The organism is Streptomyces sp. NPDC093260 (assembly GCF_040683715.1).
GTDB classification, from domain to species: domain Bacteria; phylum Actinomycetota; class Actinomycetes; order Streptomycetales; family Streptomycetaceae; genus Streptomyces; species Streptomyces sennicomposti.
In genome coordinates, this window is record NZ_JBFBEK010000014.1 from 83,663 (window position 1) to 108,649 (window position 24,987).

The window sequence follows — 24,987 nt, forward strand, 5'->3', positions numbered from 1 at the left end:
AGGTCCCGCAGCGCGCCGACCGCCGCGTGTGAGCCCGCGTACAACCATTCGCGGACCTGATCGGTCTCCTCGGTGACCAGGACCTTGGTCGTGCCTCAGAGGAGAACGTCATTTCCGCCATACGCAACACCCTGGCCGCCACCGCCGTCGCCACGGCGGTCCTCGCCGGGACCGCCGCCTGCGGCACCGTGGAGAACCTGACCGCCGGTCAGAAGCTCGACCGCGCCGTCGACAAACTCGGAGAGCAGCGCTCGCTCACCTTCGAACTCGGCCTGGACACCGACGCGGCGACCCTGAAGGCGCTCGACGCCGAGGCCAAGCCCGAGGACAAGATGCCCGACGAGGCGGCCGAGTTGCTCAGCGGCGCCCGGATCTCCGTCTCCGTGGAGTCGAAGAAGCCCCTCCAGGAATCCGGTGACAAGGACTTCACCGCCATGGCCCTGAAGTTCAGCGGCCCCAGGGGCGACTTGTTCGAGTACCGCCTCATCGGAGACGACGCCTACATCCGCGTCAACATGGACTCGTTCGCGCACCTGTCGGGCACCCCGATGCCCGGCGCCGACGAACTGCCCGCGCAGGCCGGGGCGCTCAAGAAGCTGTTCGCCGGTGAGTGGATCAAGGTCTCCGCCGCTGATCTGCGCAGGACCGGTGAGGAGATGGCCCGGGGAGAGGACGACGGGGACGGCGGGTCCGCCGCGAGCGGCAAGCCCACGGCGAGCCCCTCGCTCGACCCGCAGGCGCGGAAGAAGCTGACGAAGGACCTGCGCCGGGTCGTCGTCAAGGAGGTCGAGTTCAAGTCGGCCGGCGGTTCGGACGGCGCCGAGCACGTCACGGCCACCGCGCCCTTCCGCACCCTGCTGTCCGAACTGCTCGACGGGATCCGGCCGTTGTCCCGGCAGCTGCCCTCCGGAGGTGGACTGCCCACGGAAGACGACCTCAAGGACGCCCCGAACAAGAAGGTCACTGCCGACTTCACGCTGAAGAACGGCGCCCTGAGCGATGTGTCCGTGGACCTCACGCCGCTGACGGAGAAAGCGAAGGGCAAGAAGCTCGCCCTGGTGCTGCACACTCTCAAGGGCACCAGGACCACGGCGCCCGCCGGAGCCACCGAGGTCCGCATGGACGAGCTGATGGGGGGCCTCTTCGGCGGCATCATGGGCGGGGCGCTCGACGCGGGGGACTACCCGGACGACGAGAGCTGAGCCGTGCGGACGGGGGCTGAGCCGGACGGCGGTGCCGTGCCCGGCGCCGCACGCGGCCCGGGCGCGGCCCCGCCGCGCGGTCGCCGTCGTGACGGCGGCGCGACCGCCGTCACGACGGGCGGAACCGACCCGTCACGGCGGACTGCTTGCGGTCACGGTCACGACCCGCCGCGCCCGTCGGCCGCCGTCCCGCGCACGACGGTGACCGAGACCCGGCCGCCCGGGACGGCCGTCACGCGCGCCCGGCCCGCCGGATCGCGCCGCACCGTCGCCTTCCCGCGCACCGTGATCCGCCACCGCCCGGGCGGCAGGGACAGCTCGGTCACCCGTGATCCGCGCCGGGCCGCGGTGTACGTCAGCCGGTACACGCCGCTCAGGGCGTCGTACGCGGCGGAGCGAACCCGGCCCGCCACCGCCTCGGCGTACGGCTCGGCGGTCAGCTCCTTGTTCGGACGGAAGTTCCCGGTGGCGTCCAGAGCGCAGTACCCGCCGCCGCGGCACCACACGTATCCCGCCCAGCCGGAGCTGTAGCGGGCCAGGGAGGCCATCGCCTCGCGGTAGAAGCGGTTCATGTTCGGCAGGGCGCTGTTCAGCGGCCCCCACTCGCCGATCACGACCGGTACCCCGTACTGCTCGGGGTACCGGGTGACGGCCGCCTCGTACGCCCTGATCCAGCCGGACGCCGGATCGTAGTCCGCGCCCGCCTCCATGGCGGTGTTGTAGAAGTGCGGCGCGTACACCACCCTGGGGTCGTCGATCCGCCCGAGGCCGGTGGGCACGCCCTCGCCCACGACCGGGGTGGGCTCCACGAACAGCCAGGCGTCCGGGTCGGCCGAACGGACGCTGTCGGCCAGACGGTCGTACATCGGGGTGAGCTGGTCGCGCTCGACGCGGCGGGCGGCCCCGGCCAGGTCCTCGCCCGGACGGAGCTCTCCCATCGGCTCGTTGATCAGGTCGTAGCCGAGGACGGCCGGGTGGCGGGCGAAGCGGGCGGCGAGCACGCGCCAGGCCCCGGCCTGCGCGCGCCGCAGGTCCTGGTCCTCGTAGAGGTGCGTGAAGGCGCGCTGGACGGCTGGCTCGAAGTACTCGGCGAACCAGTCGTCCGGGTGCGCGGTGAACGGCAGCGCGTCGGTCCTGGTCGCCCATGCGGGGATGCCGCGGTGGCCGAACGCCGGGCCGAACACGTCCTGGTGGAGGTCGAGGACGACCCGTACGTCGTAGCGCGCCGCCCAGTCGAGAACGCGCCCGATGCGGCGCAGATAGTCCTCGCTGTAGTGGCCGGGGCGCGGCTCCAGGTCGTCCCAGAAGACCAGCAGCCGGGCGAAGTCGAATCCGTGGGCCCGCAGTTCCCGGAAGTCGGCCTCGGTGACGGCCGTCAGGGCCTCGTCGCCACGGTGCGCCTTGTCCTCGACGTTCCAGCCGCGCAGGGTCAACTCCCGCCCGTATTGGTCGGTGAGGCGGGGCACGTCCTGCCCGGACGGGCGGGCGGCGGCCGCCGGGGCGACGTCCTGGCGGGCCGTCGGCCGGGCGTGCGGGGCGGCGGGGGCGAGCAGCGCGGCGACAACCGCGCTCGCCGTCACAGTGGTTCGCAGCACGGGGACCTCCGGCTCGTCGGTGTGCACGGTGCCGCGCATCCCATCAGCCGGCCGGGCGCGACTCAAGATGTCGTACCGGACGTCCTGTTGCCAGTTCTCACCGGAGGTATTCCCCAAGCCCCTACCGGCCAGTAAGAACCGTGGGTAACCCCACACGACCAGGAGGTGCCCGTGAGACGCTCCCGGTACGGACTCCGGCGGACCCTCGAGTCGACGTCGGCGCACGCCGCCTCGCGTGCCGTAGAGCGCGGTGGCCTCCGTGGCGCGGAACCTCCAGGTCGGGCGGGAGCGCGGTGGCGGAGACGCGGCCGTACGCCCCCTCCGTGGGCTCGCAGGCGCCCTGGGAGAGCAGAACACCGGCGCCCTCTACCTCGACAACTCCCGCCTGTTCCACGGCCACAGAGGTGTCGTACCACCAGTCCTGGTTGCGGGTGCCGCCGCACCTGGCCGGCCGGGGCCGCGGTGGCGGGGACGGCGGCCCCGGCCGTGGCGAGCAGGCCGGCCGTCGCGCCGGCGGCGACATCGGCCGCGCGAAGCAGTACGCCGACGAGCTGGTCCAGAGCGACAGCCCGGCCGGTGCCTGGACGTGCCGGGCGCCCGGTACCAGGCGGGCGCCGCGCTGATCATCTGGAACTGCTCCGAGGTGGCCGACCAGAAGTTCGTCCGGGACGGCGCCACGATCCGGCCGGAGGCCGCGACCGGACTCTGCCTGACCCAGACCGCCGCCCGCCGGCCGCTGCGCCTGCAGAACTGCGACGGCTCGGCAGGCCAGCGCTTCACCGCGTGACCCCGGGCCCGCGGGCGGGTCCTCCCGGCGTCGGTCCGGGCCCCGCCAGCGGGCTGCGGGCGACGCGGGCGAGGTGACCGCCGGCTCCCGCCGAGAGCACGAGCTGACGCCGTCCCCGGCACGACGGGGCCGACGCGATGGCGGAGAACCCTGGTGGACGTGTGCGGGGCCCACGGCCGCGCGGGCCGGCAAGGACGCGCCGCCGCTCAGCGCGTCAGCGCCACAGCGGCGACGGGGACACGGGGGCCCCGGAGGCGTCCGGGGAGGAACAGCCGGGCAGCGGCCCGCCCCGAGGGAGACCGGAGGAGAGGGGTCAGGGGCGTGCGGGGGACATCTGTGGCGCGGGTGCTGCCCAGCCGTCCGCACACAGTGCTCGGTCGACCGTCTCGGTGTAGACCGCGGCGGCGAGCCAGGCACGGGCGAAGCGGTCCGGGGCGGCCGGGAGCAGCCGGCCGAAGGCGTCACGGGTCCGGTCCGCGGCGGCGGCGTGCAGTTCCTCGAGGAGAGCGCCCGCCGTCGCCAGGCCGTGCCGGCGCAGCCGGTCGCCGTCGCCCGCACCGCCCCGCGCGGACACGAGGACGTGGCGTCCCCCCGACACCGCCTGGTGGACCCGGCGGCGCAGCAGGTGCAGGGGAGCCTCGTCCGCGGCGGGCACCGCCGCCGCCGGTGCCGCAGCCGCTCCGGCGGGCAGGTCCGCGTGCCGGAGGCGGTCCAGCCCGAGGTCCACCCGAGCCGCCGGGTCGGTGGGGTGCCGCACCGCCAGCAGCAGGGCACGGGGACGCGGACCGGGCGCCAGACGCGCGACGATCCGCAGTCGGCTGCCCTGAGCGGCGGCGAGCAGGCGCAGGTTGTCGCGGTAGGGGAGCGCGGGATCGTCGTGCGCGACGGCCAGCCGCAACGGCACGCCCCCGCAGTCCGCCAGCAGGCTCTCGCCACCCGCCTCCCGCACCGCGCCCATCAACGTCACCTCCAAAAACAGCAGATCGTGCCCGCCGTCCAGGGCCCGGGCCACCTGCTCGGCGGCCGGAACGGCCCACAGCCGCCGCAGCGGCTCGGCGTCCCAGGCGACGCCGGACGCGCGGACCGCCCGTACCCCGGCACCCGCGCCCAGCCGGCCCGTCGGGGAGACCGTGGCGCCCGACATGGCCAGCCCCGCCCGCGACAGCTCGCGGTGGGTCAGCGCGGTGTCGCCGAGCCGTACGGCCCGGTCCGCCGCGCCGGTCGCCCGGGACGGGCCGCCCGGCGCCACGTCCGACACCGAGTAGAGCCGGCCGCCCGCGTCGGCGGTCCAGGTGACCGCGCCCGCGTAGCCGGTCGCCGTGAGGACGGGCTCCGAGAACAGCCCGTACAGGCGCAGGGAGCCGTCCGGGCGGTACGGCCGGCGGACCGTGCCGCGCAGCGCGGCCAGTTCGGGCCCGGCGGCGTACGGCAGACGGTGCGCCACGCCCAGGACGCCGGACAGCGCGGTCGCGAGGTCCGCGAGGCGGTGGCCGGGGTCGGCGGAACGGGCGGCGCGCAGTCCCGTCACCACGGCCACCGCCGCCGAGGCGGCCCGGGGGAGACCGGCCAGCCGGGCGGTGTGCGCCGCGCGCAGCAACTCCGCCTGGAGCACGGCGCCGGAACCGTCCGTCCCGGCGTCCAGGACGGCGGCCGCTGCTTCGAACACCGTCCGGGCGGCGGTGCGTTGTGCGTCGGTGACGGACTCGCTGTCCTCGGCGGCGGCGGCGGCCGGCCCGGGACCGGGCTGGTGCGGTCGCCCCGCCAGTCCGCCTGCTCCCGGTCCGTCGGCCTGGTCGCCCGGTTTCGCCTGCCTCGTACGAGGCGCAGGATCCGAAGGGCCTTGCGGGCCGGGCCGTTTCGCCGGCTCCGCCGCGACGGGTTCCCTCTCCGCCTCGGCGGTCTCGGCGTGGGCCGCTGTCTCGTCCGCGACCGGGGCGGCCGACGCCGCCGCCGCGCGGTGCAGGCAGTCGGGGGCCAGCAGGCAGCCGCAGCGGATCGCGTCCGCGCTGGTCACCGCTCCCTCGGGCGCGTGCAGGACGACATCGGTGTCGTCGTCCACGGCGATCCTCACGGTGTCGCCCGCGCGGACGGCCGGGCGCGCCAGGAGCTTGGCGACGCCCGCGTCCAGCCGCTTGCGCAGCCGGGGCGAGAGCGCGTCGACGAGTTCGGCGGTGACGGACGGCGCCACCGGCGGCAGCTGCGGCTGTGGGCTCATGTGATCTTCTCTCCTACCCAGCGGGCGAGTTCGAGCGGGCTCAGGGCGGCGACGGGCATGCCCGCGGCGACCAGCCGGCCGGCGACGCCCGTGGAGTAGCGGGGCCGGCCCGTGTCGTCGAGGCTCGCGCAGCCCAGGACGTGGCAGCCGGCCGAGACCAGCGCGCGGACCTCGGCGAGCAGGCCGCCGAGCGGATAGCCCTCCTCGAAGTCACTGACGACCACGACGAGGGTGCGCGACGGCACGGTGACCAGTTCACGCGCGTGCCGCAGCCCCGCTGCGATGTGCGTCCCGCCGCCCACGCTGACCTCCAGCAGCAGCGACAGCGGGTCCTCCACGTGCCCGGTGAGGTCGATGACCTCCGTGGAGAACGCCAGGAAGTGGGTGGACAGCGTCGGCACCCCGGCCAGCACCGAGGCGGTCAGCGCGGCCCACACCGTGGACGCCTCCATGGACCCGGACACGTCCGTGACCAGGATCAGCCGCCAGTCGGCGGCCCGCCGGCCCCGGGTGCGGAACACCGGCCGCTCCGGGATCACCCGGACCGTGCCGTCCGGGGCGCGGCGCGCGGTCGCCAGGTTGGCCCGCAGCGTGCGGGGCAGGTCCAGGCCGCCGCCGGGCCGCCGGCTGGGGCGGGGCAGGGTGGCGCCGTGCAGGGCGGGGCGCAGCCGGGTGGCCAGTTCCCGGGTCAGCGCGTCCACCAGCCGTCGGACGAGCGGGCGCAGCGCGGCCAGCCGCGCCTCGGGCAGGCCGCCCGCGTGCCGCAGTACGGTGCGCAGGAGGTCCACCGACGGCCGTGCGCTGTCCGCGTCCAGCTCGGTGAGGACGTCCTTGCGGCCCGCCGCCGCGGCCGCCGCGAGCACCTCCTCCCGGATGCCCGGCCCGAACAGTGCGGCCAGTTCCTCGGACCACTCCCGTGCGCCGGGGTACGACGCCTCGCGGCCGCCGCCTCCCGGCCCCGTCAGACCTCCTCGGCTGCCCTCGCCGCTCCCGCTGCCGTACAACTCGTCCAACGCGGTCGCCAACGGGGCCGCGGAGGCCGGCAGCCGGTCGCTTCCGCGCCCGAGAAGAAGCCGCCAGCGGTCGGCGGGGGCGAGGAGCCGGTCTTCGGCGGGGGGAGTGGTGGCGGCGCCCACGACGGGCGCGGTCTCTGCGGCCTGACCGCCGTCGGGGCGGCCCTCCGCCGCCCGTGCTGCGCGGGGGCCGGCCTCGTCCGGTGCGGGTCCGCCTGCCGGGGCGGTGTCAGGGGCCGCTTCGCGGCCTGGCCGGCCGTCCGCCGGCGGTGCCGTACCGGTGCCGCTGTCGCGTGCGGGTTCGTCTTCCCGCACGGCGTCCGGGGTGTCCAGCGTCGGCAGGGTCGGGGGGCCGGCGGTTCGGCGGCCCCCCGGCCGTGCTGCGGCCGGGTTGCTCCTCCGTGCGGGTTCGTCTTCCGGTACGGCGTCCTGGGGTGGGTTGGCTTCGGGGGCCCCGTGCGTTGGCGGTGTCGGCGTGCTGGTGGATCGGCTGTGGGCCGGCGGTGCTGCGGCCGAGGTGTGCTCCGGTGCGGGTGTCCCCTCCGGGGCGCCGGTGCGGGCGGGGGCGCCCTGTGGGCCGACGCGCGGCCCCGGCAGCAGGGCCAGCGCGTGGAGCGTTTCGCGGGCGGCCAGGTCCGCGCCGGTCCAGACGGCGAGCACGGCCGGGTCGACCCCGCCGGTGTCGGCGAGCCGGGTCGTGTCCAGGCGCTCCTCGACGGCCGCGAGGAGCCGGTCGCGGGCCGCCGGGCTGAGCGTGTCGAAGCCGCCGCGCAGCGCCGGCAACCGGTCCAGGAAGGCCCGGTCGGGCAGCGCCGACACCCGGTCGAGCAGCGGCTCCAGCGCGGGCGGCGCCGCCTCCAGCAGCGGGCCCGCGGCGGTCAGCAGACCGGTGAGCCGGGCCGTGAGCCCCGTGCGGGAGTCGGCGTCGGTCGCCCCGTCCACCCAGGAGGCCACGCGGTCCCCGAACTCCCGAGCGTCCTCCTGCCCGAGCAGCACACGTACCGCCCCGGCCGCCCCGCGCATCAACGGAGAGCCGTCGGCAGCCAGGCGGGCCAGGGCGTCGGTGAGCCGGATGCCACCCAACAGGTCGGCGCGGTGCGCCAGTTCGAGCAGGGCGAGGGCGTCTGCGGGGTCCTCCGCGCCGGTGAGGCCGTCCACCTGCCGTACCGCCGCCGCGGTGAGCAGTTCCGCGACGGCGGCCACCCGGCCCGTACGCTCCGGATCGGCGTCGAGCCCCGGGATGTGACCGGCCCGCAGTCGGTCCAACAGGGCCAGTGCGGCGAGAAGTTCGGGCAGGCTACCGGCGTGCGGCACGATCTCGGCGACGTCGTCCAGCCGTTCGTCCGCGAGGCCGGGCAGGCCGCACTCGGCCGCCCGCTCCAGCCCTTCGAGGGCCTGCGCCGCGGTGGGGCCGCCCTCGTCCCGCTCCGCGCGTCGCCGTTCGCGCAGCACACCCTCGGCGGCCTGTTCCAGGGTGACCCCGCGCCCGCCGGCCACGGTCAGCATCGCCGCCGTGGCGGGCGTCCAGCGCACCTCCCAGCGGGAGGTGAGCACCGTGGCGCCGCCCGTGCCGACGACTTCCCGCGCCTGTCCGTACGGCACCCCGCACACCGCGAGCCGGCGCAGCAGCAGTTCACGGCGCCGGTCCAGGCCGGAGCGCAGCGGGTCCAGCCGCAGCTCCCGCGCCGCGCCCGGACCGCCCGCCGGTACACGGCCGGCAGCCGGTCCGCGACCCGTCGCCGGTCCGCGGCCGCCCGTCGCGCCGGAACCATCCGCCGGGCCGGAGCCGGCACCGTCCTGCGCCGGGCCGGGCAGGCCGAGCCGCGCCAGTTCGGCCTCGACGGCGGGAGCGAGGCCGCTGCGCGGCGCCCGCGGTGCGGGGCGTCCGGCGCGGGTGCCGACGAGCACCCGTTCCATCGCCCGCGCCACGGCACGTCCCCGCCCGTACGGCTCACCCTGCGCCAGTACTGTCTGCACGGCTTCGACCAGTTCGCCGCGGCCCGCCGCGGGCAGGCCGCGCAGCCGTGCGAGATCGGCGGCGAGCCGGCTGATCTCGCGGGCGTCGGCGGGCCCCGAAGGGTGGCCGAGATCGCGCAACTCGGCGCAGATCCGGACCGCGGCCCGCGTCAGCACCTCCTCCAACGCCACCGGATCGCCCGCCGCGTGCAGCACCATGTCCTGCCACTCCGGGTCCCGGATGCCGGCCGGGTAACCGGACCGTTCGTCCAGGAGGGCGTACGTGTACGGAATCAGCGACGTGGCCCACCCGACCGTCCGCGCGCCGCCACCGACGGCGACCGCGTCCTCCCCGGCCGCCGGGACGGAGGCCGCCCGACCGCCGGCGTCCGGCACGGGGAGCGCGGGGACGCCCGGGACGTCGGCTGCGGGGACGCCGGCAGTCGCGGTGTCGGCCGGGGAGGACACGGTCGTCGGCGTGTGGGGCCTCGGCGTGCGGGCAGTCGGGGCGTCGGCTGCCGGGGCGCCGGACCCCGGCTCGGATGACGCCTCCTTGGGCGGGCGCCCCGCGACGGCCGGGGTGCTGCGGTCTCCGATCACCGTGACGGGCGAGGCGTCCTCTCCGTTCTCCTCGCCGTGCCGTCGGACGAGGGCCGGGGCGCCTCGGGCTCCGGTCGCCGGGCCGGGCGGGGCGTCCTCCCTGTCGGTCCGTCCCACGAGAGCCGGCGCGTGGAACGCGCCCACCAGCACGGCCGCCCGCTCCCCCCGCGCGGTGGCCTCCGCCAGCCGGGCCCGCATCCAGCGTTCGCGCCGCAGGTCCAGTGCCGGGACCCCGCCCGCCGAGGCCGCGTCCGCGCGCAGGGCCCACCCGGTGAGCAGGGCGGCCCGACGCAGGGCCTCGGGCGGGGAGCCGGGGGCGGCCGCCTCGACGAGCCGGTCCCACAGGTCGTCCCCGGGACGGCCCGTCAGCCGGGCCCGCAGCGCGTCGGCGAGACCGGGACCCGCCGCGGGAGCACCAGCGGCCCGCCGCCCCTCGCCCCACGCGCGGTCGGCCAGCGGCAGATCACAGGCGACCACCGGCACACCGCGGCGGGCGGCCCAACGGACGGCGGCGAGCTCGGGGGAGAAGTCGGCGAACGGATAGAACGCCGGGCCCTCGCCGCCCCCGCCGCCCCCGTCGGAGGGCGCGGCGGCGAGCGCCACCGGCGCCCGGGTCTCCTCATGCCCCAGCCAGGGCAGCCACGGCTGCATCTCGGTGGGCAGTTCGACCAGCAGCACGTCGGGTTCGGCCTCGTCCAGCAGCGCCGGCACGACGGCCGCCAGGGAGGGCGCGTGGTGGCGTACGCCGATGAGGTAGGGCGCGCCCGGAGCGGTGAGCGCGGCCAGCGCCTCCTCGGGCGTGACCCGCGAGCCCTCGGCGGAGGACGCGGCGCACGAGCCCCCGGGACCGGCCGGAGCGGGCGAGCCTCCGGGAACGGGCCGGGCCCATGGGTCCTCGGGCGGGGGAGCGACCCGGGAGCCGACCCGGCCGGGCCGGTCAGGCGACCCTCCGGGTGCGGTCAGGGCGGGGAACTCCCCCGCATCGGACAGGACGCGGGGGTCCCCGGCTGCGGGCACGGCCAGCGAGTTCTCCGGACCGGCCAGGGAACGCGACTCCTCGGGAGCCGTGGGAGCGAGCGAGTCGCCGGGTCCGGGCGGGACGTGCCCGTCCCCGGGGGCGGGCAGACCGCGCGCATCGCCGCCATCGGAGAGAGCACACGACTTCCCCGGACCGGAGGGGGCACGAGAGTCCCCCGGCCCGGAGAGGGCGTCCGAATCCCCCGGGCCGGAGGGGATCGGTGAGTCGGCGGAGCCGAGTGCAGGAGGGAAGGACACGGCCGTCAGCCCTCCAGGACCGTGCGCAGGTCCCACAGCGTGCGCCAGGTGGCGGCGCCCTGTTCGGCGCGGCGCCGTACCGGACCGTCCCAGTAGCCGCGCAGCCGGGCCGCGTCGGCGGGGTCGTCCTTGCGGACCACGCCGAGCAGATGCCCCGGCAGCAGCCCGAGCACGTCGCGGTCGCCCGGGAAGTACGCCGCCGCCAGCGCGAGCGCACCGGCGACGGAAACGGCCTCCGCGGTGCTCATCACCGTGGACGGCCGTTCCACCTCCCAGCCCTCCGCCGACCGGCCCTCGCGCAGGTCCCGGAACGCGGTGACCAGGGCCTCCAGCACCGCGTCGTCGACCTGGAACGGCGCCCCCGCCCTCTCCACCGAGGCCCGCGCCTGGCTCCGTACCAGCGCGGTCTCCGCCTCCAGGTCGCCGATCGGACCGACCGTCTCGAAGTTGAAGCGGCGCTTGAGGGCCGCGGACATCTCGGAGACGCCCTTGTCGCGGAGGTTGGCGGTGGCGATGAGGTTGAAGCCGGGGGCGGCGTGTGCCAGGGCGTCGGCGGTGCCGGCCAGTTCGGGCACGGCGATGCGCCGTTCGGAGAGCAACGACACCAGCGCGTCCTGCACTTCGGGCAGACAGCGGGTGATCTCCTCGACGCGGGCGACGGCGCCCCGGGACATCGCGGTGAGCACGGGGGAGGGCACGAGCGCCTGCCGGGTGGGGCCCTGCGCCAGCAGCAGCGCGTAGTTCCAGCCGTACTTGAGCTGGTCCTCGGTGGTGCCGGCGGTGCCCTGCACGACCAGGCCGCTGGTGCCGCAGACGGCGGCGGACAGCAGTTCCGACAGCATCGACTTGGCCGTACCGGGCTCGCCGACGAGCAGCAGGCCGCGCTCCCCGGCGAGGGTCACCACGCACCGCTCCACCAGCGCCCGGTCACCGACGAACTTGCCCTCGACCACCAGGCGGCGCGGCACCCCCTCGGGCGCCGCGCCGTCGTCGGGCAGATTCAGGGCCGCGCCGTCGCTGCCCATGACGAAGGTGACGACCGCGCGCGGGGTGAGCCGCCACGCGGGCGGGCGCGGACCGTCGTCGTAGGCGGCGAGGAAGGCGAGTTCGGTCGCGTACCGGTCCTCGGGCGGGACGATCTGGCGGTCCGGGGCGGCGGGGAGCACGGTGGTCATCGGCACGGTTTCTTTCGACTGGGGTGGACGGTGGCGGTGCGCGGGGGCGTCCCCTGAGGACGACGCCCTTGCGGAGACACCCTGTGTGGGGACGGCCCCCGAGGATGGCGCCCCTGTGCGGACGGCCCCCGAGGGTGGCGCCCCTGGGGCCGCACGTGAAGGGGCCCCTGAGGGAGCGGCCCCTTCGCGTGCGGCCGCTGCGGGCCGGCCGCGGTCATCGGCGGCGGCCCCTGCGGGTGGCGCGGGTGGTCAGCTCCTCGTAGGCGGGGGCGTCACCCGAGCGGACGCGCTCCCAGGCACGGGTGAACAGCTCGGGCACCGGCGCCGACGGCACCGCGCGACGGTGGTCGTCCACCGGGTACAGGCCCCGCTTCCAGACCTCCACCGGCAGTGCGGGTGACCTCAGGTCCAGCCAGCCGCCCGGCAGGAACAGGGTGCGCCCGGCGCGCGCCCGCTTCGCCTCCACGACCAGGCCGGAGGCCGCGAGTTCGGTGCGGGCCCGCTTCGCGCGGGCGGGCTTCCAGCCCGTCCAGCGGGTCCGGTCGCGGTCCGTGGGGTCGGGCAGCGCCAGCAGTTGCAGATACAGTGCCGCAGCGTCCTCGGTGAGGCCATGGGCCTCGGCGACCTCGGTGACCAGCGCGGGCACGCTGACGGCCGGGTCCTGCGCGTGCCCGGCGGGCCCGTCGGGGTCCGTGCCGGCCGCCAGGGCGTGGGCGAGTTCGCCGCCCAGGATCGCGCGCAGCGCCCGTACGCCCGTGCTCCGCCAGGACGCGACGATGCCCTCGAGGAGTCCGAACACCGGGTCGTCCGCGCCGTCCAGCCCCGCCGGGCGGATCAGGACGGCCTCCTGGTCTCCGTACCACGGGCGCAGCACCAGCGCCTCGCCGACGCGCGTCAGACCGTCCGGGCCGGCGCCGCCCGCGGCGGGCAGCCCGTAGGCCTTGCGCAGTTCGGCGGCGACCGAGGAGCCCTTGTCGGTCCAGGTCAGGTCGAGGTCGAGCAGCAGCCCCGGGTCGGCGACGCGGCGGCGCAGCGCGGCCAGCGCCCCGGGCAGCTCGGCGCGCAGCGGGTGTCCGTACGGCAGGCAGTAGGCGAGAGCGGCGAGGGCTTCCACCGCGCGCGTCAGGTCGTACCGTCCGGGCAGCGCGTGCGGGTCCTCGGCGACCAGGTCGCCGTCCTTGTCGGGCCGTTGCACCGTGGTGCGGCTGATCCACGGTGTGCGGCGGGGGTTGAGCACCTCCTCGGCGGCCTTGGCGGACAGGCCGGTCCGGGTGATCTCCGCGGCGAGGTCCTCGGGCAGGCGGACGATGCCGCCGAGCCGCTCCGCCCACACCCGGCCCGCGGCCTGCGTGTCCGGTCCGGACGTCCACAGCGCGGCCGGGTCCTGGGGCAGCAGCGCGCCGACGAGCGCCGCCCGGTCGGCGGGCTCCAGCACGTCCAGCAGCGCGTCGCCCAGCTCCTTCTGGCGGGGCTTCAGACCGGTCGCCGCGATCACCTCGTCGGTGAGCTGCGCCGGCTTGCCGGCCAGCAGCAGCGCCGTCTGCACGGGGCCGAGGCCGTCACGCGTCGCGGCGGCCAGCGCGGCGGGCGCCCCGGCCTGCCAGGGCGCGGCGCCCTTGTCCCGGACCAGCCCGGTCACCGCGGCCAGCGCGTCGGCCGGGAACACCGGCGGGTACGCGGTCTCCCGCTCCAGAGTGAAGTGCGCGACCGCGCCGAACGCCCCGGCGGGGTCGTGGTCCAGGGCCAGCCAGTGCACGCGCCCCTCGCGGTGGTCGATGTTCTGGCAGCCGAGGACGACGACGGTACGGCCGTCGCGGCGCAGCACCTGGCCCACGCGCTCCTGCTTGTGGTGCGGCTCGCTCAGCCGGATCTCGCGCAGTGCGCCGCCCGCCGCGGCCAGCGGGCCCTCCGTGATCGCCTCGAACAGCAGCAGCAGTGCCTCCCGGTGGGTCTCCGTCAGGGCCGGCGACGCGGCGCGGTAGGCGAGCGGGCGCAGGGCGTCCAGGACCGACGGCCACAGCACGCCGATGCCCGGCACGGTGAACTCGTCGCTGCGCCAGCCGTCGTCCGCACCGGTGAGCCGGACGGCGGCGGACAGCGGCTTGCCGTCGGCGGCGTTGCCGGACAGGACGTGGTTCACGGCGCGGATCTGCCGCAGCGCGCTCCAGCGCAGGTCGCCGCCCCACCAGCCGTGCAGGTCGGCGAAGCCGGCGACCGCCTCGCGCAGCGTCTGGTCGTCGCCGTGCTCGGGGCTGTGGTCGGCGAACATGCCCTCGGCGCGCCTGCGGTCCGTCTCGGTCCGCTCCACCGGGGGCGCCACGAACGCGGCGACCGAGCGCCGCAGGCGCAGCACCCCGTGCACCAGGGCGGCGACGCCGGTGAGCAGACGGGGCTCGGCGAGGTCGGGCAGACAGTGCGCGACGGCCGTCCGCAGCACCTCGTCCGCGGTCGGAACGGCCGGCTCCCCGGCCCCGGCGGCCCCTTGCGCACCCGCATTCGCGTCCTGCCCGGCACCTTGCCCGCCGGCCGTCGCCCGCCGCGCCGCCCGGTCGGCCAGTTCCTGCCGCTCGGCCAGGGCCTCGGCGCCGGCGCGCAGCAGTTCGTCCACCCGCTCGTCGCCCAGCGCCCGCAGGACCGCCGAGGCGGCCTCGTCGCGCGGCCGCAGCGCGTGCCAGAAGTCCACCGGGGGAACGAGCCGCGTACCGGCGGCGAACTCGCCGCCCCGCTCCAGCGTCGTCACCCGGCCCAGCTCCCGCAGCCCGTCCTCGCCCCGCGCGTACAGGGCGATCTGGCGGTGCCGGGCGACGACGAGGGGCTCGGCGCCGCCGGGCAGCCTGAGCGCGCCCACCGGAACGCCGGTCTCCCGGCCGCCGGGCGTCGGCAGGGCGGCGGTCCGCCCGTCCGGGGTGCCCACGGTCGTACGGGCCTCGTCACCCTCGCCCTCGACGCGCACCCAACGGCCCAGCACCGTGCCGTCCGTGCCGAACGGGCTGTGCTCCAGGCCGGGCTGGAGGGGCAGCACCGAGCAGTGCCGCTGGACCAGGGTCGCGCCCTCGCGGATGCCCGAGCGCAGGAACGCGGGCAGCGAGGCACGTCCGTGCGTGCCGCTCGCCGGGTCGTACTCCAGCCATACCTGCTGCCGGCCCTGCCGGCCCTGGCGCCAGTACGAGGCGCCGTCCCCGAGGACGGGGCGGCCGGTCGGCAGGACGGTGTCGCCGGCGTGCAGGGCGCGTCCGCCGGTGGCGCGGCCGCCGTCCGGCAGCGGGATCGAGGTCTCGCCGGCGTCGCCGCCGTACCAGCGCGCCACCTTCTCGCCGCCGAGTGTGAACACGTCGGCGGGGCGGGCCGACCAGTAGCCGTGCTGCTTGCCGTCCTTGTGCCACGCCACCAGCAGTTCGCCGTCCGTGTACCGGAACGAGGGGCGCTGCCAGCGGTCCAGGTCGGCCGGCAGCCGCAGGTCGTGCTCCAGCAGCACCTCCTCGGGTCCGACGACGATCGCCTTGTGCGCGCGGGCGAGGATCAGCGCCGGCCAGGCCTCGTGGACGGAGAGCGAGTCGTTCGGGTCACGCCGGGTCTCCGCGTCCAGGCGGCGCAGCGCCTCGTCGAGGGCGGGCCAGCCCAGTTCGTCCGGGATGCCGGCGCGCAGCGTGCGGCCGAGCAGCGGTGCCACGTCCACGGCGGCGACGGTGGCGACGGCCCGCGGGGCGACCTGCGCGGCCACCGTGCGGAACGGGCGCATCCGCTCCAGCGCCGCGCGCGCGGTGGGCAGGCCGGCCGCCGCGGCCAGCTCGTCGGCCGCGTCCTCCAGCCATTCGCGCAGCACGTCGGCGAGGACGGGGTGGGCGGCCAGCGCCGCCGGCGCAGGGGCGTCGTGGCGGTGGCCGCACACGGTGCCGACGGCCCGGTACAGGAGGCGGCGGCAGCCCGCGTCGGCCGCCACGGCCGTCAGGTCGCGCCGCCCGGGCCGGGTGTCCGTCAGCCACCGCTCGACGGGGAGGCAGTCGTCGTGGAGGTCCTCGGCGGACTCGGGCAGCGTCAGGGGTATGCCGTGCGCCGCGCACAGGTCCAGCAGGTCGAGGTCGGCGCTCGGGCGCCAGCGGCCGGTGAACAGGTCCACGGGACGGCCCTGTTCGCGCAGACGGGCGGCCATGCGCTCCACCAGCGCCAGGGTGGTCTGCGACCGCGCCGCGGCCAGGGAACCGCGCTTGCGGTGCTGCGCCCAGCGGCTCAGCCAGTCCGCCGCGTCGACCGAACCGTCCTCCCCGCCGCTCTCGCCCGTCAGCAGCCGGTCGGCGCCGGTCTCGGCGAGCAGCGCCAGCCAGAAGTCGTCGTCCTCGGGCGAGCGGCCCAGGCCGGCCGGCATGATCTCCAGCAGCCGGGCCCGTACTGCGGGCTGCCGCTCGGCCAGGGCGACGAGCGTGGCCCGGTAGGTGTTCCAGAACGACGCGGGGGCCCGCACCGCGGCGGGGGAGGCGAGCAGTTCCGCCACCAGGGCGCACTCCTCGGCGTCCCGGTCCAGCCCGGCCGCCTTGATCAGGGCGCGCGCGTCCTGGGGCAGCGACGCGTACGGCGGCAGGCCGGCCGCGCAGCGCTCCACGCTCAGCTGCCGGAACTGCGCCCAGGCCTCGGCCGGGGTGAGCCGCGCGGTGAGGGCCCGCACGTACTCCTTGAGGGCCTTGACCGTCAGCGCCCCGGCGAAGGCGAACTCCAGGAACACGGCCCGCTGCCGCTCCTCGTCCACCGCCAGCGCGTGCACCCGCTCCGCCTCGCGGGCCTTGCCGAAGAAGGCGGCCGCGTACGTGGTGTTGTCGTACTGGAGGAAGACCCGGGCGGCCTGCTCGTAGAAGGTGGGCAGGAAGTGCGGCACGGCGCGGCCCAGCCGCTCCCCGAGTTCCTCGAAGCCCTCCTTGGCCGTGCCCGGCCGGGACTTGGCCTGCCGGGCGAGCCGTTCGACGTCGCGGACCAGGGCCAGCGCGTGGTGGCCGTTGGCCGGATCGTTGACCAGCGCCCACGCGGGGAAGCCGAGGGTCTCCCGGCGCACCTGGCCGACCTCGGGGACCTCCTCCTCGCGGACCAGCCCGAGGAAGTCCAGGGCGAGGTCCTCCGCCTCGCCGAGGGTGCCCGGCACCAGCCGGACCGTCCTGCGGCCGTCCAGCGCGGGATGCGTGTACGCGCGCGCGGTGAGCACGTCGGCGTCCTCCCGGCCGGTGGCGCCGAGGGGCAGCACGGCGCCGCCGTCGAGCAGGGCCGCGGCAGTGGCCTCGTCGTAGGTGAACCCGTCGTACGTCATCGCCCCGCCCGCCGTCACTTCGTACGCCGCCTCGTCGGCCCTCGCCGCGCCGGTCACCGTCTCGCCCGCCGTTCCGTCCCGCATCGTCGTGCCGCTGGCCGTCATGCCGCGCGCTCCTCGTCCTCGACATCGCGCCCGGCGTACAGCGCGGCGGCCATGCGCATGCCCTCCGACCAGGCCACCGGCCCGACCTGACCGAGCTTCAGCGCCCGGCCGGCGGGGTCGGTGAAGACCAGGGGGCCGGTCTCCGCCTCGTCGTAGCCGTCGTAGTCGCCGACCCACACCCGGGCCTCGACGCCGCGGCCGTCCTCCAGCACGGAGCACACGGCGTGGCCGCCGCGCACCCGGTACCCGAGCTGGGCGGCGCGGCCGTGCAGGAACCTCAGTTCCTTGAAGACGCCGCCCGCGTAGTCCTCGACGGACGTGGCGTCGGCGTCGAGCGCCGCCGGGGGGCGCCACACCTCGCGGAAGAGCTGGCCGGCGCGCTGCTCGACGCCCAGCTCGACGGCGAACTCCCGCAGTTCGTCCAGGTCGTCCAGGAGCACCGGGTGCGGCAGGCGGACCAGGCCGGGGGAGAGGCGGACGGTGTCACCGTCGAGGTCGACCAGGCCGAGGCCGCGCTCGGGGTCGGCGTCCCGCAGGAATCCGGCCACCGCGCCGTCCGCGCCCGTGACCACCAGGTCGCGCAGGGCGGCCTGCCAGGCCGGGTCCGGCCACACCCGCGTCAGGACCGCGAACGGCACCGGGAGCGAGCGCACCATCCAGCGCTCCACGTCGGCCAGGCACTGCCGTTCGTGCCGGTCCAGCCAGTCGGCGAGCTGTCGCAGCCCCACCACCGCCGGATCGTCGGCGATCTTGGGCGGCACGGACTTCAGCCGCCGCCCCGCCGCGTTGCGGCACACCACCTTGCCGTCGTCGAGGGCGACTTCATAGCCGCCGGCCGACACCCACCCCATACAGGCCTCCCGCACCCGCGAATTGATCAAGTGCCGGGAACTGTAGATCAGGCCACTGACAACGAGGCGGGAAGACGTCGACGCGGCCCGTACCCATGGGTATGCACACAGGAGTGCGGGCCGGTTCGGGTGGCCGAACGCGTGTGACCTGTCCCCGCGCGGAGAACGTGTTTCCACTTTCCGGCCGCCCTCCCGGACGATGGGCAGCAGAGGTTCCAGCACTGCCCACTCGTCATCGCTGGGATCCCCCCTGCATCGCTGGGATCCCCCTGCCGAGCACGCCGTTGGCCTCTCCTTCAGGCGGCGTCGGGTTCCGCCAGCTGGTCGGTGACGCTGCGGGGCTCACGGCCCAGCAGCTCGGCGAGCAACGGATCGACTCCCGCGAAGCGGCCTTCGCGGGCGGCCTGGAAGGTGGTGAGTGTCATGCGCGCCATCGCCTCCGGAGTGCCGGCGGCGACCTTGTCCGCGACCCACGCCTCGTCGTCCAGCGTCACGCGTGTGACCTCACGGCCACTGGCAGCCGATGCCATCGCGGCGACGTCGTCGAACGTCACGGCCTGGCCGGCCGTGAGCGTGACCGGGCCGTCGAAAGTGCGGTCTCCGGCCAGGATGACCGCTGCCGCTTCGGCGGCATCGGCGCGGTCGGTCCACGAGACCGGTCCGTCGGCCGGAGCGGTGATGGTGCCGGTCTGCTGCCATGGGCCCAACAGCCAGGTGAGGCTGTGGGCGTAGAAGCCGTTGCGCAGCGCGGTCCAGGCGACGCCCGAGTCGGCCAGGAGCTGCTCGGTGGCGGCGTGGTCACGGGCCGGGTGGAAGGGGCTGTCGGTGCCGGCGCCCTGGTGGCTGGTGTAGAGGATGCGCCCGGCTCCGGCCGTGACAGCGGCCTCGATGCCGGCACGGTGCAGGGCGACGGCATCGGCGCGCGGGTCGTTGGAGGAGACGAGCAGGACCTGCTCGGCGCCCTCGAAGGAATGCCGGAGCGCGGCCACGTCTTCGTAGGAGCCTTGTCGTACCCGCACGCCGCGGTCGGCGAAGTGCTGTGCCTTGGCGGCATCGCGGACGCTGACGCCGATCCGCGCGGCGGGCAGGCGCTTGAGGAGGTGTTCGACGGTGGCGCCGTTGAGGGCGCCGGTCGCTCCGGTGACGACGATCACGGGGGCCTTCCTTTCGTTCCCGCGGTGCGCTGGGGCAGGCGGGGTGGTGTCAGTGGCTGCGCAGGAGCGGCAGGAGGATGTCGTCGACGAGGTGCTCGACGAACGGTTCGTCGCACGGCTCGCCCGCGATCACGATGCGGTGGACGATCACGGCCGGGGCGACCTCGGCGAAGAGTTCGGCCGCCCGAGGCGTCAGCTGCTCTCCGTGCCGGATCGCCTTCCGCAGGGGTGCGTCGGTCATCGCGGCCTCGTCGCGACGCAGGATGCGGCGCATCTCCTCCGCGAGGCGCGCGTCGCTGCGCATACCGGCGAACAGTGCGCCCAGCAGGCCGATCTGCTGCTCGGCGACCTGCCGGCCCAGCCAGGTGACGAGCCGGAGGAGGTCTCCTCGGAGATCTTCTGCGGCAGGCTCGGGAGGCACGGCGTGCGAGCGGTGCCGGACCGCGGCCGCGACCAGTGCGGCCTTGTCACGGTAGCGACGGTAGATCGTCGTCTTCGCCGCCCCCGAACGGCTCGCGACCGCCTCCATGGACAGCTGCTCGTAGCCCACCTCGGTCAGCAGGGCAAGCGTCGCCTCAAGGATGGCCAGACCACGGCCGGTGTCACGAGGCCGCCCCATGACGGGAGGCGCCGGCTCGGCGTCCCGTCCCGAGTCACTCGATGCGCTTGCCATGCCTGGCCCCATTTTCGATACGCTACGGTTGCGTATCGAAAGTAACCCGGAATGCGGCCCCGGGCAACTCATGCTCCGTTCGGTCGAGGAGACAGGTCCTGGCTCAACCCTCCGTGCCCGCGACGACGTTGCCGGGTCAATGTACGGCGACGTCCGGGAGGGTCCACCGGCCCGGCGGGCGGCCCGCGCTACCGCCGGTCCCCCTCGGACTCGTCCTCAGCGGCGCGCTGCGGTGGGCCGCCGACCGCCCCTGCCCTCGTCCGGCACCGCCACGGGCGCCGCGCGAAACGCCGCGCGAAGTGCCGTCGTCCGAAGTGCCGACGTGCGAGGTGCCGTCGTCCGAAGCGCCGTACGGCGATCAGCGCTGTCGTGACGGCCGCCACCCCCGCCAGAGCGAGCAGCCAGTTCCACAGGTAATCCAGCGGCAGGACCGAGGAGTTGGCCGGAGCGCCGGGCCGCAGCAGCGGCGGCAGGGCGACGGCCGTGAGTGCGCCGGCCACCAGCAGCGCACCCCGCACCGGGCCGCGTACACCGCCACGTTTCCCGCGCACACCGCCACGTGTGAGGGCGAGCCCGGCGAGCAGGACCAGCGGGGCGACCAGCGCGTCGTGCACCGCCGGCGCCGCGGCGAGCCAGACCAGGACGCCGGTCAGGTCGCGTACGTCCAGCAGCAGCGCCACACCCGTGCCCATCAGCGCCACGCCGGCCGCGCCGGCCAGCACACGCACCGGCCCCGCCCCGGCGCCCCCCGACGTGTCGCCGCCCTTCTGGTCGGCCTCGACGTGCCGGGACATCACAGCACCTCCAGCCGGCCGACCCACTTGGTCTGGAGCACACCGGGGCGGTTCGGGGCGATGAGCCGGACCGGACGGCCGTGGTCGGGGCTCAGCTCCTCGCCGTTCAGGCGCAGGGCCAGCAGGGTCAGCGGGTCGTGCGCGTGGGCGTGCCCCAGTTCGGACACCCGGTACGCGCCGCGTGGTTGCAGGGACACCACGCGCACCCGGGCGGGCCGCGCCGCACCGGCCCGTTCCAGCAGGTCGGCCACGCGCACCCCGGTCCAGCGGGCCGACTTGCTCCACCCCTCGACACAGGCGATCGGCAGCTCCACCTCGTGCTGCGGCAGTGCGCGCAGGTCGTCGAGAGTGAGGGTGTACGGGCGCGGCCCGTCGACGGTCAGCCGGTAGGACGCGTCGGGGACCCGGCCGACGCCGGCCGCCGCGGCGGTGCGGTTGACCGGCAGGCCCTGCGGGCCGTGGCCGGGGTGGCGGGGAGCGAGCAGGTCGGTGCTTCCGAGCGGGGTGAACGACTGGCCGGCCGTGGTGAGCGTGACCGCGCCCACGGCCGCGGCGACCGCCGCGAGCAGCGACCGACGGTCGGGTCCGTCCGCTGCGGGCAGGGCGAGGGTGCCGGGCGAGCGGCGAGCCCAGTGCGCCCTGCTCTCGGGAGCCTTGACGGCGAGGTGCAGCAGCAGCGCCCCGGTCACCAGCCAGGCCACCGCGTAGTGCGCCGGCACGAAGGAGAACGGCCACGGGTACCACTGCGCGGTGTTCAGCAGGCCGGTGACCAGCTCGAAGACGCTTCCCGCGACCAGGACGGCGACCGACAGCCGTTCCAGCGCGTGCGCCGCCGAACGCACCGGCGGCCAGGCGAACAGCCGCGGGTACACGGTCCACAGCTTGGCGAGCAGCAGCGGTACGGCGGCGATCCCGGACGCGACGTGCAGACCCTGGGTCAGCCGGTAGCCCCAGGCGGGACGGCTCGGCAGGGCGTCGGCCGCCCACGGCGGCGGATGTTGCAGGACATGGCTGATCAGGCCGGTGACGAAGCACGTGGCGAAGGCGATGCCGAGCCACCGCCCGATCAGGGTCGCCGTACGGGCGTCGTGCAGCGCGCCGCGGAACACCGGCGGTCGCGGGCGGACGGGGAGCGTTCTCATGCCGACCATCACAGCGGCTGGGACGGCGTCAGGGAATCGCGCAATCCTTACAGGTCACGAACGTCGCCCCGGCCGTCCCCGCCGGACGGCCCGGCCCGGCCGGAAGGCTTACGGATCGCTGACGTCGCGGCGTCGTACGGCTCGCGGCCGGGCCCGCGGCCGTACCGTCGGGGCATGTTGATCCTGGTCACCGGAGGCGCGGGCTTCATCGGCTCGCACATCGTGAACGCCCTGACCGGCGCCGGGCACGCGGTGCGTGTGCTCGACGCGCTGCTGCCCGCCGCGCACCCCACGGCCCCGACGGTCCCCGACGGGGCGGACTTCCGGCGCGGGGACGTGCGTGACGCGTCGGCCGTGCGCGAGGCCCTGCGGGGCGTGGACGCCGTCTGCCACCAGGCGGCGATGGTCGGGCTCGGCAAGGACTTCGGCGACGCCCCCGCCTATGTGGGCTGCAACGACCTCGGTACGGCGGTGCTGCTGGCCGGCCTGGCCGAGGCGGGGGTGCGGCGGCTGGTGCTGGCGAGTTCGATGGTCGTCTACGGCGAGGGGCGTTACGCGTGCCCCTCCCACGGCGTCGTACGGCCCGGTCCGCGCCAGGTGGCCGACCTGGAGGCGGGGCGGTTCGAACCGCCCTGCCCGGAGTGCGGCGAGCCGCTCGCCGCCGGCCTCGTGACCGAGGACGCCCCGCTCGATCCGCGCAACGTCTACGCCGCCACCAAGCTCGCGCAGGAACACCTCGCCGCCGCGTGGGCGCGGGCGACGGGCGGCCGGGTCGCCGCGCTGCGCTACCACAACGTGTACGGTCCCGGGATGCCGCGCGACACCTTCTACGCGGGCGTCGCCTCGCTGTTCCGGTCCGCGCTGGAGCGCGGGGAGGCGCCCCTGGTGTTCGAGGACGGCGGCCAGCGGCGGGACTTCGTCCATGTCCGGGACGTCGCCGGGGCCAACCTCGCGGTGCTGGACGGGCTTGCCGGGCTGCCCGAGGGGAGCCTGCGGGCGTACAACGTGGGCAGCGGCGAGCCGCACACGGTCGGCGAGATGGCCGCCGCGCTGGCCGGGGCGTACGGCGGTCGCCCGCCCGTCGTCACCGGGCGCTACCGGCTCGGCGACGTCCGCCACATCACCGCCTCCTCGCGCCGGTTGCGCGAGGAGGCGGGGTGGCGGCCGCGGGTCGGCTTCGCCGAGGGGATGGCGGGGTTCGCGACGGCCGCGCTGCGGGCCGGCTGACCCGCGCGGGCGAGGGCTCCCGGTGCCCGGTCCGGCCCGGCGTACGGCTCACACGGCGGCGGGCAGGCGCACCTCGAAGCGGCAGCCGCCGGGAACGTTGGAGACCGCGGCGCGGCCCTGGTGGGCCTCGACGATGCCGCGGACGATCGCCAGGCCGAGACCCGCACCGGCCGGCGGAGTCCGCGCGTCGGTGCCGCGCCAGCCGGTGTCGAAGACGCGCGGCAGGTCCTCCGGGGGGATGCCGCCGCAGCCGTCGGTCACCGACACGACGACGCTGTCGGCCTCCCGGCGGGCGGAGACCGCGACCGTGCCGTCCGAGGGCGTGCGGTGGATCGCGTTCACGAGGAGATTGGCCAGCACCCGGGACATCTCGCGGCCGTCCACCTCGACCGGGACCGGCTCGACCCCGTCGCCGACGATCGACACGCCGCGCTCCCGGGCGAGGGCGGCGGCGCCCGCCAGCGCGTCGCCGACCAGGTCGTAGACCGACATCCGGGTGGTGTTCAGGGCGAGGACGCCGGCCTGGATGCGGGAGAGTTCGAAGAGGTCGCCGACCATGCCGCTCATCCGCTCGACCTCCGTGCGGATACGGCTGTGGTAGACGCGCGGGTCGTCCACCATGCCGTCCTCCAGGGCCTCGGCCATGGCCTGGAGTCCGGCGAGCGGGGTGCGCAGGTCGTGCGAGATCCAGGCGACGAGCTCGCGCCGGGAGCCCTCCAGGGCGCGCTCCCGCTCGCGCGAGGCGGCCAGTTTCGCGCTGGTGGCGGCCAGTTCGCGGCTCAGCGCGGCGAGTTCGGCGGTGGGCGCGGTGGCGGGCGGGGTGAACCGGCCGTTGTCCCCGAGCGAGCGGGTGGCCTCGGCCAGGGCCCGGCTGCCGCGCACGACCCGGCGGCCGAGCGCGAGCGCCACCGCCAGCGAGACGACCGCCGCCATGAGGCACACCATCGTCACGACCCACAGGTCGTGGTCGGACAGCAGCATCGCCCAGGACACCAGCAGGGTCCCGGAGAGCATCGCCGCGACCGTGACGGCGGCGACCACGGTCAGGGAGAGCGCGACGGAGCGGTCGCGCAGCAGCCGCAGCAGGCCCATGCCGAGCAGGCCGGCCCCGGCCGCACCGACGGCCGCGTAGAGGGCGATGAGGAGGGTGTCACGCATCATCGGCGGCCTCCGTGGTCCGCGCCGGGCCGTCCGTGGCGGGTGCGTCGAAGCGGTAGCCCACGCCCCACACGGTGCTGATCAGGCTCGGGTGCGCCGGGTCGTCCTCGATCTTCTCGCGCAGCCGGCGGACGTGGACGGTGACGGTCGACAGGTCGCCGAACTCCCAGCCCCACACCTCGTGCATCAGCTCCTCGCGGCTCGTCGCCCGGCCCGGATGCCGCAGGAAGTACTCCAGCAGGTCGAACTCCCTGATGGTCAGGCGGAGTTCGGTCCCGTAGCGGGTGGCGCGGCGGGCGTGCGGGTCCAGGGCGAGCGGGCCGGCGCGCAGCCGGGCCCCGGGCGGACCGGCGGGGTCCGGCGCGCCCCCGCCGGTGCGGCGGAGCACCGAGTGCACCCGCAGCACCAGCTCGCGGGGGCTGAAGGGTTTGGTGACGTAGTCGTCCGCGCCGACCTCCAGACCGAGGATGCGGTCCTCCTCGTCGCCCCGCGCCGTCAGCATGATCACGGGGAGGGGGCCCCTCTCACGCAGGAGCCGGCAGACCTCGAGGCCGTCCATGCCGGGCAGCATCAGGTCCAGCACCACCAGATCGGGTGGCCGGGCGGCCGCCCGGGCCACCGCGGCGGGCCCGTCGGCCGCCACCTCGACGGTGAAGCCCGCCCGGTCCAGATAGCCGCTGACCACCTCGGAGACGGTGGGATCGTCGTCCACGACGAGTACGCGTTTCACGCCACCGAGTCTCGCACCGGCCCGCGGCCGCCGGACCGGGCGGCG

At 76.2% G+C, this 24,987-nt stretch carries 14 protein-coding genes and 1 pseudogene; 3 read left to right on the forward strand and 12 right to left on the reverse strand.

Going from position 1 to position 24,987, the window contains the following annotated elements; translation table 11 throughout:
- The first annotated feature begins 188 nt into the window (after window positions 1–188).
- Entirely contained in the window at window positions 189–1,202 is a 1,014-nt protein-coding gene (locus tag AB0N63_RS19595) for a hypothetical protein (protein ID WP_365530245.1), read from the forward strand.
- Between the two features lie 158 nt (window positions 1,203–1,360).
- Here AB0N63_RS19595 and AB0N63_RS19600 read toward each other — a convergent pair whose 3' ends face one another.
- Window positions 1,361–2,836: a cellulase family glycosylhydrolase gene (locus AB0N63_RS19600; protein ID WP_365530246.1), complete on the reverse strand. Its 1,476-nt coding sequence runs from the start codon at window positions 2,834–2,836 to the stop codon at window positions 1,361–1,363.
- A 535-nt stretch (window positions 2,837–3,371) separates the two neighbouring features.
- Here AB0N63_RS19600 and AB0N63_RS19605 point away from each other — a divergent pair.
- Window positions 3,372–3,584 (forward strand): annotated as a pseudogene (locus tag AB0N63_RS19605) (ricin-type beta-trefoil lectin domain protein); the annotation flags it as partial.
- 313 nt (window positions 3,585–3,897) lie between these two features.
- On the opposite strand, the gene AB0N63_RS19610 reads toward AB0N63_RS19605, so the two are convergent.
- From AB0N63_RS19610 to AB0N63_RS19650, 9 genes are all read right to left on the reverse strand, one after another.
- Entirely contained in the window at window positions 3,898–5,799 is a 1,902-nt protein-coding gene (locus AB0N63_RS19610; protein WP_365530247.1) for a hypothetical protein, read from the reverse strand.
- A complete protein-coding gene (locus tag AB0N63_RS19615) occupies window positions 5,796–10,154 on the reverse strand; it encodes a DUF5682 family protein (protein ID WP_365530346.1) in 4,359 nt (1,452 codons plus the stop codon). Before AB0N63_RS19615 ends, AB0N63_RS19610 begins: the two co-directional genes overlap by 4 nt.
- A 494-nt stretch (window positions 10,155–10,648) precedes the next feature.
- A complete protein-coding gene (locus tag AB0N63_RS19620; protein WP_365530248.1) occupies window positions 10,649–11,818 on the reverse strand; it encodes an AAA family ATPase in 1,170 nt (389 codons plus the stop codon).
- Window positions 11,819–12,032: 214 nt separating this feature from the next.
- Window positions 12,033–17,108 (reverse strand): hypothetical protein, encoded by a 5,076-nt coding sequence (locus tag AB0N63_RS19625; RefSeq protein ID WP_365530347.1) that lies wholly within the window; start codon window positions 17,106–17,108, stop codon window positions 12,033–12,035.
- 101 nt (window positions 17,109–17,209) lie between these two features.
- Window positions 17,210–18,064: a DUF4132 domain-containing protein gene (locus AB0N63_RS19630; RefSeq protein ID WP_365530249.1), complete on the reverse strand. Its 855-nt coding sequence runs from the start codon at window positions 18,062–18,064 to the stop codon at window positions 17,210–17,212.
- Window positions 18,065–18,360: 296 nt separating this feature from the next.
- Window positions 18,361–19,218, reverse strand: coding sequence for an NmrA family NAD(P)-binding protein (locus tag AB0N63_RS19635; protein WP_365530250.1), 858 nt, complete (start codon window positions 19,216–19,218; stop codon window positions 18,361–18,363).
- A gap of 49 nt (window positions 19,219–19,267) precedes the next feature.
- Window positions 19,268–19,891, reverse strand: coding sequence for a TetR/AcrR family transcriptional regulator (locus AB0N63_RS19640; protein WP_365530251.1), 624 nt, complete (start codon window positions 19,889–19,891; stop codon window positions 19,268–19,270).
- 188 nt (window positions 19,892–20,079) lie between these two features.
- Window positions 20,080–20,685: a hypothetical protein gene (locus AB0N63_RS19645; protein ID WP_365530252.1), complete on the reverse strand. Its 606-nt coding sequence runs from the start codon at window positions 20,683–20,685 to the stop codon at window positions 20,080–20,082.
- Window positions 20,685–21,836, reverse strand: coding sequence for a molybdopterin-dependent oxidoreductase (locus AB0N63_RS19650; protein WP_365530253.1), 1,152 nt, complete (start codon window positions 21,834–21,836; stop codon window positions 20,685–20,687). Before AB0N63_RS19650 ends, AB0N63_RS19645 begins: the two co-directional genes overlap by 1 nt.
- Window positions 21,837–22,001: 165 nt before the next feature.
- Between AB0N63_RS19650 and AB0N63_RS19655 the strand changes: the two genes are divergently transcribed.
- Window positions 22,002–23,054: an NAD-dependent epimerase/dehydratase family protein gene (locus AB0N63_RS19655; RefSeq protein ID WP_365530254.1), complete on the forward strand. Its 1,053-nt coding sequence runs from the start codon at window positions 22,002–22,004 to the stop codon at window positions 23,052–23,054.
- Between the two features lie 48 nt (window positions 23,055–23,102).
- Here the strand turns inward: AB0N63_RS19655 and AB0N63_RS19660 are convergent, their stop codons facing one another.
- Both AB0N63_RS19660 and AB0N63_RS19665 read right to left on the reverse strand, forming a co-directional pair.
- A complete protein-coding gene (locus tag AB0N63_RS19660) occupies window positions 23,103–24,215 on the reverse strand; it encodes a HAMP domain-containing sensor histidine kinase (RefSeq protein WP_365530255.1) in 1,113 nt (370 codons plus the stop codon).
- A complete protein-coding gene (locus AB0N63_RS19665; RefSeq protein ID WP_365530256.1) occupies window positions 24,205–24,942 on the reverse strand; it encodes a response regulator transcription factor in 738 nt (245 codons plus the stop codon). The genes AB0N63_RS19660 and AB0N63_RS19665 overlap by 11 nt, the downstream gene beginning before the upstream one ends.
- Window positions 24,943–24,987 lie beyond the last annotated feature (45 nt).

Coding starts and splice junctions, on each gene's coding strand:
- AB0N63_RS19600 (WP_365530246.1), bottom strand. CDS start 2,836: ATGCGCGGCACCGTGCACACCGACGAGCCGGAGGTCCCCGTGCTGCGA.
- AB0N63_RS19610 (WP_365530247.1), bottom strand. CDS start 5,799: ATGAGCCCACAGCCGCAGCTGCCGCCGGTGGCGCCGTCCGTCACCGCC.
- AB0N63_RS19620 (WP_365530248.1), bottom strand. CDS start 11,818: ATGACCACCGTGCTCCCCGCCGCCCCGGACCGCCAGATCGTCCCGCCC.
- AB0N63_RS19625 (WP_365530347.1), bottom strand. CDS start 17,108: ATGACGTACGACGGGTTCACCTACGACGAGGCCACTGCCGCGGCCCTG.
- AB0N63_RS19630 (WP_365530249.1), bottom strand. CDS start 18,064: ATGGGGTGGGTGTCGGCCGGCGGCTATGAAGTCGCCCTCGACGACGGC.
- AB0N63_RS19640 (WP_365530251.1), bottom strand. CDS start 19,891: ATGGCAAGCGCATCGAGTGACTCGGGACGGGACGCCGAGCCGGCGCCT.
- AB0N63_RS19645 (WP_365530252.1), bottom strand. CDS start 20,685: ATGTCCCGGCACGTCGAGGCCGACCAGAAGGGCGGCGACACGTCGGGG.
- AB0N63_RS19650 (WP_365530253.1), bottom strand. CDS start 21,836: ATGGTCGGCATGAGAACGCTCCCCGTCCGCCCGCGACCGCCGGTGTTC.
- AB0N63_RS19655 (WP_365530254.1), top strand. CDS start 22,002: ATGTTGATCCTGGTCACCGGAGGCGCGGGCTTCATCGGCTCGCACATC.
- AB0N63_RS19660 (WP_365530255.1), bottom strand. CDS start 24,215: ATGATGCGTGACACCCTCCTCATCGCCCTCTACGCGGCCGTCGGTGCG.